We start from the raw sequence: 13826 nt of genomic DNA, 5'->3' as shown, positions 1-13826 counted from the left end.
CCCGCTCCCAAACGGTCAATCTGCCCCGCCATTTCCCGCCCCGCACTAAAACCCTATATAATGCGCGCCTTTTAGCCATCCTGACTCTTAAGGAGCTTTAGTGAGCACGTTGCCGCCCTGCCCAAAATGCAATTCCGAATACACCTACGAAGACGGCGTCCAGCTGATCTGCCCGGAATGCGCCCATGAGTGGTCCGCTAACGGCGAGAGTGAAGAAGCCAGCGATGTAAAAGTCTACAAAGACTCGGCAGGCACTGTCCTGGCTGACGGCGACACCATCACCGTGATCAAGGACCTGAAAATCAAGGGCACGTCCCTGGTGGTCAAAGTGGGCACCAAGGTCAAAAACATTCGCCTGTGCGATGGCGACCACGATATCGATTGCAAGATCGACGGTATCGGCCCGATGAAACTCAAATCCGAGTTCGTACGTAAAGTCTGATCCTGCTGCTTTCCTTCCTGCGTTTCGCGCAGGAAGGTACGACTTCCCTCGCTACACCCCCGCGCAACATCAAAAAGCCAGCAACTTTGATCCGCAGCAACTCTAATGCTCAAAGATGATAAATCTGCCAATAGGCACTTGCTATTAATTGAATAAGAATTATTCTCATTGGTATTCATCAAGGAGATGACGACATGACTTATTTAATTGATGCCTGGCTGGACCGCCCACATCCCTATCTGCGAATCCTGCATCGGGAAACCGGGGAAGTCTGTGCGGTACTGGAAGAAGAAGCGCTGAATGAACTGCAGGACCAGGGTGACCTGGATTTCAACGGTCTCAACTCAAGTGAGCCGGTGGTGCTCAAGGAGCTGGTGCGAAATTTGTTTCTGTTTTGCTATGCCCGGGCATTGCGCCCTTGCGGCACAACTGACACCCACCCGCACCACGCCAAGATACAACTATGACGTCGCCGGTGCAGCTGCGGGTTTGCTGGCAAACCCGCAGCCAACGTTAAAGCGCCGAGTTCTTACAGAACGTCCAGCAGCTCAACGTCGAATACCAGCACGCTGTGCGGAGCGATGCTGCCAACGCCTTGCGCGCCGTAAGCCAGTTCGCTCGGCACGTAGATGCGCCATTTGCTACCGGCGTTCATCAGTTGCAGGGCTTCGGTCCAGCCGGCAATCACGCCACCAACCGGAAACTCAGCTGGCTGACCGCGATCGTAGGAGCTGTCAAACACAGTGCCGTCGATCAGGGTGCCGTGGTAGTGAACACGTACAGTGTCTTCACGGGATGGCTTGGCGCCTTCACCAGCAGTCACAACTTCAAATTGCAAGCCGGAAGCCAGGGTAGTGATGCCGTCTTTCTTGGCATTTTCAGCCAGGAAAGCCTTGCCTTCGCCTGCAGCAGCTTCTGCCTTGGCAGCCGCTTCAGCTTGCATGATCTCGCGGATCACCTTGAAGCTGGCCGACATTTCTTCCTGACCTACTCGGCTTTCCTTGCCCGCGAATGCGTCAGTCAGGCCAGCCAGGATTGCATCCAGGCTGATGCCCGGCGGCGGGTTGTCGCGCAGTTGATCGCCCAGCTGACGGCCAATGCCGTAGCTAACGCGAGTTTCGTCGGTCGACAGATTTACTTCGGACATAACACTGCTCCGCTGTGGGGGTGCCCGCAAATGCCACGTTAACCGTAGCTTCGGAACACCCTGAACCAAAAAAGGGCCAGCAGACTACCACAGCCCCCAAAGCCTTCGCAGCCCGGGTGCGTGTGTGCACCCGGGCTAAGCGTCAGTGTTTGGTCAATTTGTCCAGATAGCCCATCGCGAAGGCCGATACCACAAAGGTCATATGAATGATCACGTACCACATCAGGTACTCGGTCTCGATATTGCGTGCATCCATGAACACTCGTAGCAAGTGGATTGAGGAGATTGCCACGATCGATGCCGCCACTTTCATCTTCAGCGAGGTCGAGTCCATGGTACCCAACCAGCTGAGCTTCTCTTTGTGGTCGTCGATATCCAGTTGCGAAACGAAGTTCTCGTAACCGGAAATCATCACCATCACCAACAGACCGCCCACCAGCGCCATGTCGATCAGCGACAAAATGACCAGGATCAAATCCGACTCACTTAACGCGAACACGTTGGGGATTACGTGAAACACTTCCTGAAAGAACTTCAACGCCAAAGCCAATAGACCCAGCGAGAGCCCGAAGTAAATCGGCGCCAGAATCCAGCGCGAGGCGTACATTGCGTTTTCGATAAAGCGTTCCATTGAATCTCACAGGAATTAAAAAAATGGGCGCGAGTATATCAGTGAGAAAACGCCATAGTTAAAGGCTTCGAAACAGCCTGTAAAAACATTTTCTGCTAGTGTCCATTTCCCAAGCATCGTTTACGGACAGGAAAACCGAACCATGTATCTGCGATTTCCCTTGGCCTGTTTTGGGTTTTCGATGACGTTGCTCGCCATTGGCGGTTGCTCGCCTGACGACGAGCACCAGCAGGCCAGCCTGGAAGAACGCAGCGCCGCGTTTGAACAGAGCCTGGACACCATCAAGGATCAACAGCTCAAAGATGCAATCGCCGACCTGGGCGGTTCCTTGCTGTTGCTGGAGCGCGCGCGCCTCAAGCTGCAAGACAAACCCGTTGAGACCGAATACGGCACGGACGACCTTGCGCTGCTCAAGCATTACCCCAGCAGCCAGGCGCTCAGCGATACCTACATCAACGGTCTGTTTGTGCTGCGCAAAAACACAAGCTCCGATTACTTGACCGACCTGGAGCCCGTTTTCCCGTTCCCGCTCAATAGCGCGTCCGAGTTCCCCTTCCCCCACGCGCTGGAATGGCAGTCTGTGACGCTGAGCAACAAGCAAGTGGTGCCCTTCGCTCCAGAGTGGTCTGAAACCGATCCAGGCATCCAGCTAAGCCCCTCAAGCGCCAACCTGAGCAATCCGGACGATCTGACCGTCACTTACCCTTACATTGACGGGATTGAGGTCGAGAACACACAACAGCCTCAACCCCTCATCCTTCACGGCAAAGTCGAAGTTATCGCGCCGGGCAAGGTGGTCAACTTCAACCTGGACGCCAAAGATGTGGGCAAGACCCGCACTGACGGCACCATCAGCGTGACCCTGCTGGCACTGGGTCAGAACTATGCCGAAGTGGATATCGTCAACAGCGCCCCACTGGCAGAGCAAGTGCGAGACACTCCGCTAAACCCGCTAATCATTCAGGCCCGCGACCACTCCGGGCAGTTCCTGTCGCGCTCAGGCTCGATCAACGAAAATCCCGAGCAACTGGCTTTTTATCAGCAGCAACTGGCCGAGATGCTCAAGCAAACAGCCTGGAGTGATGCGTTCGAGCAGCAACTGGATAACGAGCAAAAAGCCTTTGATCAGAAGCACCCCCACCATTACAGCAAGGTGTACTTCAACGGCACGGTGGAACATGTCGATATCAACGTGCTCGATTTTTCCACGGCCGATCTCACCCGCAAGTCTCTCGACCTGCCAGTGCTCAAACTTGACAAGGCCGTAGTGGGCAAAGACATTCAGCCACTACCGATCAGCGTTGTGGTGTACGACGACCAGGCCGCCAACTACCTCAAGAACGCCACCCTTGACCCCGAGCAATTGGAGAAGAGCGTAGTGATCAGCCAGTCAGTGGACGACGCCAGCGCAGCAACCCTGGAGTTCAGCCACCCCGCCACCTTCAACGACGAAATGCTCGGGGCGCTACCGCAACGATCTGACGCACCCGTGACCTTCTTTGCCGAAGACGAAAAAGGTAATCGCAGTGAGCCACTCGAACTGCCCACCGAAGCCTTTGATGTGGACCCCGAAGCAGGCGTCATCACCTACGATCTGAATCTGTTCCCCGAAACACCGGCCTATGCCGTGGGCTCAATCCCCCTGTTTATCGCTGACATAGACAAACAGGTACTGGAGGTCACACACCTGCCCAAAGGCCTTGAGCTCAAGGGTAATACCCTGATCGTTGATCAAAAAGTGTTCCCGGCCGAGGCCTGGCGCTTCTATGCCAAGGATGGAACGGGCAACTACCTGAAGGAAGTCATAGCGGTGCGCCATAGTGACGAGCCCGATGGCCCGCCCGCATTCGACGTGCATTACTTTTATGGCCAGCCAACTCAACTGGAAAGCTATGCACGCACAGCACTGAACCCCGTCGAATATGGTTTTGAAGTCAAACTCGACAAAGCTCCGCAAGCCAGCATGCCCCAATAAAACCGCCGCTCTAGTGGGACGCGCTGCAGCGCCCGCCATTGATCTGACGCAGCTGGGCCTGTACATGCAGGCACCAGATCTGCGGATCGTCCGCGAGCCGATAGCCATGCAGTGTCAGGCTTTCTACGATTGATTCAAGAATGGTTTCAGCCACGAACGGGCCGGGAAACGGGCCTTGCGCCTTGATGGTAGAGGGCTGCTCACCTGCCAGGCCTGCAGCAAACAGTAGCGTCCACATCCCGTTATTGCCTGCCAGCGGTCGAATGCTGCATTCAATACGAGTCACCAGGCCCAAGCATTGGCGAGTGAGACAAAGGTTGCGCGACATGGCGGCGACCCTCGGTAGATCCTGTCTTCAGCCGCACACTACGGGCTGCATCGTCCGGTGACGACAGTGGAGTCCATGCCCTGAGAATAGAAGAAAAAACGCATAAGAAAAGTCGCCAATGACCAACGGCTTGATCGACTGGCGACTATGCATAGCTCCCACTACCTTGTAGCCGCTGCCGCAGGCTGGGATGGGCTGCGAAGCAGCCCCTCACTTGCCAGGAGCGAAGGCCCAGCGTCCTTATCGCAGCCTTCGGCAGCGGCTACAGAGATACTTCAAGCAGGCTCGCTCCCACTGGGGCTTGACCTGGAACAGAGTATCTACAGACTTGGGGTTCAGGCGGGTTTCGTGGCTGACAGGACTTCAGCCAGCAACTCCTTCTCGGCTTCCTTCAGGTCATCATCGTTGATCATCTCAGCAATTACCCGTAACCGCTCTACCACGCGAGCATTGACGCTGCCTTCGGGGAACTGGCCCTCTTCATTAGGCTCCCCGGCAGGTTCACCCACCAACAAGCTCAACGCTTCATCGGCCTGACGCACCGCGTATACGTGGAACTTGCCGTCACGCACCGCCTGTAGCACTTTTTCATCCAGCATCAAGGTTGCCACGTTGGCCTGCGGGATAATCGCACCCTGCTCGCCTGTAAGCCCCCGTGCTTCGCAGAGTCGGAAGAAGCCTTCGATCTTCTCGTTAACTCCGCCCACCGCTTGCACTTCACCAAACTGGTTGATGGAGCCGGTAATGGCAAAACACTGTTTGAGCGGCGTCTTGGACAGGGCCGAAATCAACGTACAGGCCTCACCCAGCGATGCACTGTCGCCATCGACGTAACCGTAGGACTGCTCCAGCGCGATACTGGCCGAAATCGCCAGCGGGAACTCCTGGGCGTAACGGCTGCCCAGGTACCCGGTCAGGATCATCACGCCCTTGGAGTGAATGGGCTGCCCCAGGTTAACTTCACGTTCGATATCGACGATGCCACTGCCTCCCGGATACACCGTGGCGGAAATCCGCGCAGGTACACCAAAGGCCGAGTCGCCGACTTCCAGCACGGTCAGGCCGTTGCACTTGCCCACGGCCGCGCCATCGGTGTCGATCAGAATGATCCCTGCCAGCATGTCATCAAGAATGCGCGCCGACACACGCCCCGTACGCGTGGCCTTGGCCTTGAGCGCACGTTCGATATGACCGGCATCGGTCATCTCATCCCCTGCCAGATGACGAATGAAATCCGCCTCGCTGACCAACTGGAACAGGTCTCCAATACGCGCCGACAAACGCCCCTGATGCTCGGCCAAACGGGCGCTGTAGGTCGCCAGGCGCGCCACCGCATCGGCCGTCAACGGTGCCATGCCTTCTTCTGAGGTCCGGGTGGTCAGCAACTGAGCGAACTGCTCAAGGCTTTCATCGACCATCGGGATATCTTCGTCGAAGTCCACCAGCACCCGGAACATCTCCTGGAAGTCCGGATCAAGGTCTTGCAGCGTGTAATACAGCTGGCGGGCACCAATGATCACGACCTTGACCTGCAAGGGAATGACCTGCGGGTTGAGGGTGACGGTCGCCAGACGGCCCATCTCGCCTAGCGGGGACTCCATCTTCAACTTGCGCGATTGCAGGGCACGCTTGAGGGCATCCCATACAAAGGGCTCACTGAGCATCTTCTCGGCTTCGAGAATCAAAAAACCGCCATTGGCACGATGCAGCGCGCCAGGGCGCAATTGCCGGTACGTGGTGTACAGCGCGCCCTGATCAGTACTGTATTCAATACGGCCGAACAGGTTGTCGTAAGTAGGGTGCGGCTCAAATACCACCGGCGCACCGCCGCTCAGTGGCTGGCCCACCACCAGGCTCGGCAGGTACTGTTCTTCGAGCAGCTTGCGCGCCTGGGCGTCGGTCTTGCTGTCGTCGACCAATTGCTCGACCACGGTTTTCAGCAAGTAAACCTGCATGGCCTGTAAGTAGCCGCAGACCGCGCCATTTTCGGCGTATTTTTGCGACAACGGCGACAGCAACGGCTGCAAGGCCAAGGTGATGGTTTCTTCGTTCAACTGACGCAGTTGGTTGTTCGACTCACGCTTCCACTGCGGCAGGCTGGCCAGTTCTTCGTTCAGGCGCTCTTCCAGTTCGGAAATATCCTCGTGGAAACGCTCACGCTCAGACTCAGGCAATTGCGAAAACTCGGCCTCATCCAGCGCCTTGCCATCACTCATCGGGGTGAATGCAACGTTGCTGCTGTCGCGATACAGCGCAACGCCTTTTTCCAGAGCCAAACGCTCGATCACATCCAGCGCACGGTCGTAACGCTGATTGAAGCCTCGGTCAATTGCGCTTTTGCGTTGTTGATAAGTCGGGTGTTCAAACACCGCCGGGAAGGTCGCCAGCAGGTTGTCGATCAGGTGGTTGATGTCGGCAATAAACGCACCCGCGCTGCTGGAAGGCAATTCCAGGGCGCGCGGCTCACGTGGTTCGTCAAAATTATTGACGTACACCCAGTCGCTCGGGGACTTCAGGCGTTTGCCCTCGGCCTTGAGGTAGCGTTTGACGAATGAGAAGCGACCCGTACCCGGCTCGCCCATCACAAATACGTTGTAACCCGGACGTGGCATGGCCACGCCAAACTGCAAGGCTTCGACCGCACGCTCTTGGCCGAGAATGCCGCGAAAAGGTTCTAAATCATTGGTATTCGAGAAGCTGAACTGTTCAGCAGAGAAAGGACGGGTTAGCGCATCAGGCGCTAGACGCAAGCTGGTGGCAACAGAATCAGGCATCGGGCTTCCTTACATCGGGCGGGGCAGATTGCAGCATTCTGGCGCTGGCTGTACACCACTGGCAAGGCGTACAACACGGGAAAGCTCGCACCATCGTATTTACGGGCAAAAAATGTGCGCCAACAGAGATTGTTTTACAAAAAACCACGGAACCTGCCGATCGTGCCTAGACTCCAAGCTGTTACGCGGCTGGAAGGCATAACCGGCTCGTACTGGCGCTTCAGGGCCAGAAACCCTTGTCCATTGGTTGCACACATATAGAGAACAAAGCTTATGAAACGGATTCTTCTCGGTACTCTCTTTACAGTTGTTTCCCTCAATGCCATGGCGCAAGCCCCGGGCGGTCCGAACTGCGGTTGGGGCAACATGCTGTTTGAAGGTCAGCGCGGCACCCCTGCTCACTTCCTGGCATCCACTACCAACGGCACGTCCGGTAACGCCACCTTCGGCATGACCTCCGGCACCAACGGCTGTACCACCAAGGACGCCCTGACCTACGGCGGCAAATCGTGGATTGCCATGAATGGCATGATCAACGAGCTGTCCGAAGACATGGCCAAAGGCAATGGCGAAGCACTGACCACTTACGCGGTGGTTCTGGGCGTCGCACCTGAAGATCGCGCGCACTTTGCCGCCGTCACCCATGAGCACTTCCAGCAAATCTTCAGCAAGGCCGATGTAACGGCTGAAGATGTCCACAACAACACCCTGGCCATCCTCAAAGGCGATGCTCGCCTGGCCAAGTACGCCACTGCTGCGTAGTAAATGAGATCTGCCCGCTCCTCTCGGAGCGGGTATTCTCCTGCTTCAACTCTCTTCGTCTGACAACAGTTGCCGAACATGCTCAAACGCCTTGCCTATCTGGCGCTCTGTGCCTGCGCCCCGCTGTATGCCGCACCCCATATCGACGATCAACGTGTTCAGCAGTTGGCCAACGACCCGTTCTGGATCTCTCTGGGACACTATGAAGCCGGCAAACTGAGCGGCTGGCGAAGCTATGTCAGCGACGACAAATTCTTTCTGGCCCCCGAGGGTGCGCACCACCCGGACGCCGAACTGCGTGCCACCGTCGAGGCCTTGTATGCGCCCTTGAGCCTGGGGGACAAACACCCGCAGTGCGTCTACCCCGCCCGCACCCGCTGGCTAAAGGCCCAACTGAACCTGAACGACCTGCCCAAGGCCGAATGCGCAGAGTTCACGCAATGGTTCAAGGACGTAGCGCCTCACAGCACGGTGATGATTTTCCCGGCGGCTTACCTGAACAGCCCGTCCTCGATGTTTGGCCATACTTTGTTGCGTATCGACCAGGCTGATGTGCAGGACAACAAGACCGCCCTGCTCAGCTACGCAATCAATTTCGGCGCCTATATCGAAGGTTCCGACAACAGCATTTTGTACGCCTGGAAAGGGCTGGCCGGCGGCTACCCCGGTCTGTTCGCGCTGGTGCCCTACCAGGAAAAACTCTCCGAGTACCGCAGTCTCGAAAACCGTGATCTGTGGGAATACCGGCTCAATCTGACACCCGAAGAAACCCAGCGCATGGTCGAACATGTGTGGGAGCTCAAACAGATCCAGTTCGACTATTTTTTCTTTGACGAAAACTGCTCGTACCGCCTGCTGGAACTCTTGCAAGTGGCACGCCCGGGCCTGCAACTGACCACCCAGTTCCCGCTGACCGCGATCCCTACCGACACCGTTAAAGCGGTCAAGGAAGCCGGGCTGGTCGAAAGCATCGAGTACCGTCCGTCCCGCGAACGTGAGCTGCTGGATCGCGCCAAAGCCATCGACCCTGAAGAACAGCAATGGGTATTGCAGATCAGCGCCGATCAGGCCCAGTTGCAAAACCCGACCTTCAAGGCGCTGCCAAAAGAACGTCAGGCACTGATTATCGACGCGGCTTATCGTCTTGAACGCTACCGGGCCAACGGTCTTGAACGCGATCCTGCGCGCTCCCAGCGCAGCTTCGAACTGCTGCGCGCGATCAACCAGAACCCTGCCCCCGAACTGCACGTCGAAAAACCCGAACTGCCCGAAAACGGCCACGAGTCGCGCACCTGGCAACTGGGAGCCGGTAGTCGTGACGACAAGGCGTTTGCCGAATACGGCCTGCGCATGGCCTACCACGACCTGAACGACAACGCACCGGGCTTCCCGCTAGGGGCGCAGATTGAAATCCTGCAGCTCAAAGTGCGTCAGTACGAAGGCAATAAATGGCAAGTTCAACAGCTGGATCTGGCCAATATCCGCTCCCTGACCCCGCGTAATGCCTTGCTGCAACCCTGGTCCTGGCAAGTGGGCGGTGGTCTGGAACGGGTAATCGGCAAGCATGGCGACGAAAATCTTGTCAGCCACGTCAATGGGGGCGCGGGAGGGACCTGGCAGTTGGGCGAGAACGTATTGGGCTTCGCCCTGGGCACCCTGCGCGTGGAGCACAACAACGATTTCGCTGCCTTTATCTCACCGGCGGCAGGGTTTAACACAGGCGTCCTGTGGCGCAATCCGGTGGGCAACCTGAGCCTCGAAGCCAAAGGTGATTACTTCACCAACGGCGAAGTCCGCCGCAGCCTCAGCCTGAATCAGCAATGGGAAATTTCACGCAATCTGGGCTTGCGACTGAGCGCACAGCGTGAGTTCAGCAAGCTGACCACCCCCATCAACGAAGTGATGCTGGAGTTGAAGTGGTATCACTACTAAAAGGAGTTTTTACAACATGGTTGTTAACTGTGATTCCCTTGAGCAGGTGCGCGAGAAAATCGACGGGCTGGATCGACAGATTGTCGGCTTGATCGCCGAACGCGGCGCCTACGTGTCGCAAGCAGCGCGCTTTAAAAAAGACAGCGATGCGGTGCGGGCTCCCCAGCGGGTTGAGCAAGTGATTGCAAAAGTCCGGGGCTTGGCCTCAGAGCTGGGCGCTAACCCGAACGTCACCGAGGACGTTTACCGCGCCATGATTGCAGCCTTTATCGAGCAGGAGCTGGCTGAGCACACGGCGCTTGCCAACTAGATAGAGACCGTGTGGGAGCGAGCTTGCTCGCGATTGGATCGACGTGATGCAACAGATACACCGCGTCGCTAGCATCGCGAGCAAGCCCACTCCCACAGAAGAACGGAACCGGCTTACACCACGCCCTGAGCCAGCATCGCGTCAGCGACTTTGACGAAGCCCGCAATGTTCGCGCCTTTGACGTAGTTGATTCGGCCGTTTTCTTCACCGTAGTGAACGCACGCATGGTGGATCGATTGCATGATGTTATGCAGCTTGCTGTCCACCTCGCCCGCCGTCCACAGCAGACGCATGGCGTTCTGCGACATTTCCAGACCGCTCACTGCCACACCACCGGCGTTGGATGCCTTACCCGGTGCAAACAAAATACCGGCTTCGATAAACAGATCGACCGCTTCCAGAGTGGTCGGCATGTTCGCGCCTTCTGCCACGCACACGCAGCCATTGCTCAGCAGTGTACGAGCCGCTTCAGCGTCCAGTTCGTTCTGGGTGGCGCATGGCAGCGCGATGTCGCACGCCAGGTTCCACGGATGCTGGCCAACCAGAAACTCCAGTCCGAACTGCCCGGCCAATTCGCTGATGCGTCCGCGCTTGACGTTTTTGAGGTCCATCAGCGCTTCCCACTGCTCCTCGCTCAAACCGGCCTCACAGTACAGCGTGCCTTCGGAGTCCGACAGCGAGATGACCTTGCCGCCCAGGTCCATAACCTTGCGGGCTGCGTACTGCGCCACGTTGCCGGAGCCAGAGATTGCAACACGCTTGCCATCAATACGCTGGCCGCTGCGCTTGAGCATTTCCTGAGCAAAGTACACGCAACCAAAACCCGTAGCTTCTGGGCGAATCAGGCTACCGCCGTAGCTCATGCCTTTGCCGGTCAACACTGAAGTGAACTGGTTGCTCAGACGTTTGTACTGACCAAACATAAAGCCGATTTCACGGGCGCCGACACCGATATCGCCGGCCGGCACATCAACGTCCGAACCAATGTGGCGATACAACTCGCTCATGAAGGCCTGACAAAAACGCATGACTTCGGCGTCGCTCTTGCCCTTGGGGTTGAAGTCAGAGCCGCCCTTGCCGCCGCCCATCGGCAACGAGGTCAGGGAGTTCTTGAAGGTTTGTTCGAAAGCCAGGAATTTCAGAACGCCCAGGTTCACCGAGGGATGGAACCGCAGACCACCCTTGTACGGGCCAATGGCGCTGTTCATCTGGATACGGAAGCCACGGTTAACCCGCACTTTTCCTTCATCATCCACCCAGGAAACACGGAACACGATCGCTCGCTCAGGTTCACAAATACGCTCGAGAATTCCTGAAGTAAGGTAATGCGGATTGGCTTCAAGAAACGGCCACAAACTGCGCAGGACTTCTTCAACCGCCTGATGGAATTCAGGCTGGTCCGGGTCACGTTTTTTCAGGCGGGCAAGGAACTGGTCGACGGATTCGATCATGGATAATTCTCGGCAAATTTATTGTCGTTAAACAGAGATTGACCGGAACTTTATCAATTCATGTGGCACCGTGACAGCGCAAAATGTCGCAGTTATGAATTTAAATGGTGCATTTATATAAATTACGCCGATTTCACGGGCTTTTGCGCACCAAAAAAAAGCTTCTTGTACCCAGTTTCGCACCACTAAAAACACGCCGTTTATTCCTTTGTGGGAGCGGGCTTGCTCGCGATGGCATCACCACGGCGCGTCAGAGAGACCGAGTCGCCTGCATCGCGAGCAAGCCCGATCCCACAGGGACAACATCGCTCTGCAAAAAAAACGGAGCCTCGAGGGGCTCCGTTTTTTCTTGATACCGACCTTATTGGGCCAGTTTCTTGTGACGCACACGGTGCGGCTGGGTGGCCGCCTCGCCGAGGCGTTTTTTACGGTCGGCTTCGTACTCGGTGTAGTTACCTTCAAAGAAGATCGCTTGCGAGTCGTCTTCGTACGCCAGGATGTGAGTCGCGACGCGGTCAAGGAACCACCGATCGTGAGAGATCACAATGGCAGCGCCCGGGAAGTCCAGCAGCGCTTCTTCGAGCGAACGCAGGGTCTCAACGTCAAGGTCGTTGGACGGTTCGTCGAGCAGCAGCACGTTGGCGCCCTCTTTCAAGGTCAGGGCCAGGTGCAAGCGACCACGCTCACCACCGGACAGGTCCTTGACGAACTTCTGCTGATCGCCACCTTTGAAGTTGAAACGACCTACATAGGTACGCGACGGGATTTCATAGTTGCCGATGCGGATCACATCGGAACCGTCAGAAATCGCCTGGAACACAGTCTTGCTGCCATCCAGGTCGTCACGGCTCTGGTCAACACACGCCAGTTGCACCGTTTCGCCGACTTCAATGGTGCCCGAGTCCGGCTGCTCTTTGCCCATCAGCATGCGGAACAGGGTCGATTTACCGGCACCGTTACCGCCGATCACGCCAACGATGGCGCCTTTAGGCATGGCGAACGACAGGTTGTCGATCAATACGCGATCGCCGTAACCCTTGGACACGTTCTTGAATTCGATAACTTTGTCACCCAGGCGCGGACCGGCCGGGATGTAGATTTCGTTGGTTTCGCTGCGCTTCTGGAATTCCTGCGATTGCAGCTCTTCGAAGCGTTGCAGACGTGCCTTGGACTTCGACTGACGCGCCTTGGCACCTTTACGGACCCATTCCAGCTCGTCTTTCATGGCCTTTTCATGAGCCGACTGCTGCTTGGATTCGGCAGCCAGACGATCGGACTTGGCTTCAAGCCAGCCCGAATAGTTGCCCTCGTAAGGAATACCCGCGCCACGGTCAAGCTCAAGGATCCAGCCCGCCACGTTATCCAGGAAGTAACGGTCGTGCGTAATCGCAACCACGGTACCCGGGAAATCGTGCAGGAAGTGTTCAAGCCAGGCTACCGAGTCGGCATCCAGGTGGTTGGTTGGTTCGTCGAGCAGCAACATGTCCGGGGCCGACAGCAGCAGGCGGCACAAGGCCACACGGCGCTTCTCACCACCCGACAGGTGTTCAACCTTGGCATCCCAGGCCGGCAGACGCAGCGCATCGGCAGCGACTTCCAGTTGGCGCTCAAGGTTGTGACCGTCGCTCGCTTGCAGGATCGACTCAAGTTTGGCCTGTTCAGCAGCCAGCTTGTCAAAATCGGCATCCGGGTCGGCGTATTCGGCGTAAACCTGATCCAGGCGCGCTTGAGCATCCTTGATGACGCTAACGGCTTCTTCAACCACTTCGCGTACGGTTTTGCTCGGATCCAGCTGCGGTTCCTGCGGCAGGTAACCGATGTTCAGCTCCGGCATCGGGCGAGCTTCACCGTCAAACTCGGTGTCGACACCTGCCATGATTTTCAGCAGGGTGGATTTACCCGAACCGTTGAGGCCCAGTACGCCGATTTTGGCGCCTGGGTAAAACGACAAGGAGATATTTTTCAGGATTTCCCGCTTCGGCGGAACAACTTTGCTCAGCCGATGCATGGTGAAAACGTATTGAGCCATGGAGAACCTAGGGTCAGTGACGGGTGAATAAGGCGCGAGCAATGC

12 protein-coding genes are annotated in these 13826 nt (G+C 56.8%); 6 read left to right on the top strand and 6 right to left on the bottom strand.

The window, feature by feature from the left end; all coding sequences use genetic code 11:
* Positions 1-100 precede the first annotated feature (100 nt).
* Entirely contained in the window at positions 101-442 is a 342-nt protein-coding gene (locus RGV06_RS17940) for a zinc ribbon domain-containing protein YjdM (RefSeq protein ID WP_019824023.1), read from the top strand.
* Between the two features lie 194 nt (positions 443-636).
* The gene (locus RGV06_RS17935; RefSeq protein WP_019824025.1) at positions 637-909 is read left to right on the top strand and encodes a hypothetical protein; all 273 of its coding nucleotides are present in this window, start codon (positions 637-639) and stop codon (positions 907-909) included.
* A 62-nt stretch (positions 910-971) separates the two neighbouring features.
* Here RGV06_RS17935 and RGV06_RS17930 read toward each other — a convergent pair whose 3' ends face one another.
* Both RGV06_RS17930 and RGV06_RS17925 read right to left on the bottom strand, forming a co-directional pair.
* Positions 972-1589: an FKBP-type peptidyl-prolyl cis-trans isomerase gene (locus tag RGV06_RS17930; RefSeq protein WP_019824026.1), complete on the bottom strand. Its 618-nt coding sequence runs from the start codon at positions 1587-1589 to the stop codon at positions 972-974.
* A 142-nt stretch (positions 1590-1731) separates the two neighbouring features.
* Positions 1732-2220: a TIGR00645 family protein gene (locus RGV06_RS17925; protein ID WP_019824027.1), complete on the bottom strand. Its 489-nt coding sequence runs from the start codon at positions 2218-2220 to the stop codon at positions 1732-1734.
* 142 nt (positions 2221-2362) lie between these two features.
* Between RGV06_RS17925 and RGV06_RS17920 the strand changes: the two genes are divergently transcribed.
* A complete protein-coding gene (locus tag RGV06_RS17920) occupies positions 2363-4195 on the top strand; it encodes a hypothetical protein (protein WP_019824028.1) in 1833 nt (610 codons plus the stop codon).
* 10 nt (positions 4196-4205) lie between these two features.
* On the opposite strand, the gene RGV06_RS17915 is transcribed toward RGV06_RS17920, so the two are convergent.
* Together RGV06_RS17915 and RGV06_RS17910 are read right to left on the bottom strand one after the other, a co-directional pair.
* On the bottom strand, positions 4206-4523 hold the full coding sequence (locus RGV06_RS17915; protein ID WP_019824029.1) for a hypothetical protein: 318 nt from the start codon (positions 4521-4523) through the stop codon (positions 4206-4208).
* Positions 4524-4858: 335 nt separating this feature from the next.
* A complete protein-coding gene (locus RGV06_RS17910) occupies positions 4859-7297 on the bottom strand; it encodes a Lon protease family protein (protein WP_322150737.1) in 2439 nt (812 codons plus the stop codon).
* A gap of 273 nt (positions 7298-7570) precedes the next feature.
* Between RGV06_RS17910 and RGV06_RS17905 the strand changes: the two genes are divergently transcribed.
* From RGV06_RS17905 to RGV06_RS17895, 3 genes are all read left to right on the top strand, one after another.
* Positions 7571-8059: a DUF3015 domain-containing protein gene (locus RGV06_RS17905; protein ID WP_019824032.1), complete on the top strand. Its 489-nt coding sequence runs from the start codon at positions 7571-7573 to the stop codon at positions 8057-8059.
* A 78-nt stretch (positions 8060-8137) separates the two neighbouring features.
* Complete coding sequence (locus RGV06_RS17900; protein ID WP_322150736.1) at positions 8138-9991, top strand: DUF4105 domain-containing protein; 1854 nt, start codon at positions 8138-8140, stop codon at positions 9989-9991.
* 16 nt (positions 9992-10007) lie between these two features.
* Positions 10008-10301 (top strand): chorismate mutase, encoded by a 294-nt coding sequence (locus RGV06_RS17895; protein ID WP_019824036.1) that lies wholly within the window; start codon positions 10008-10010, stop codon positions 10299-10301.
* 113 nt (positions 10302-10414) lie between these two features.
* On the opposite strand, the gene gdhA is transcribed toward RGV06_RS17895, so the two are convergent.
* Positions 10415-11752, bottom strand: a complete 1338-nt coding sequence (gene gdhA / locus RGV06_RS17890) for an NADP-specific glutamate dehydrogenase (protein ID WP_019824037.1) — start codon at positions 11750-11752, stop codon at positions 10415-10417.
* A gap of 361 nt (positions 11753-12113) precedes the next feature.
* Complete coding sequence (gene ettA, locus RGV06_RS17885; protein ID WP_019824039.1) at positions 12114-13781, bottom strand: energy-dependent translational throttle protein EttA; 1668 nt, start codon at positions 13779-13781, stop codon at positions 12114-12116.
* Positions 13782-13826 lie beyond the last annotated feature (45 nt).

This window comes from Pseudomonas sp. CCI3.1, assembly GCF_034313985.1.
GTDB classification, from domain to species: Bacteria; Pseudomonadota; Gammaproteobacteria; order Pseudomonadales; family Pseudomonadaceae; genus Aquipseudomonas; species Aquipseudomonas psychrophila.
Note: the sequence above shows the minus strand (reverse complement) of the source record. Positions and strands in the feature narration are given on the sequence as shown.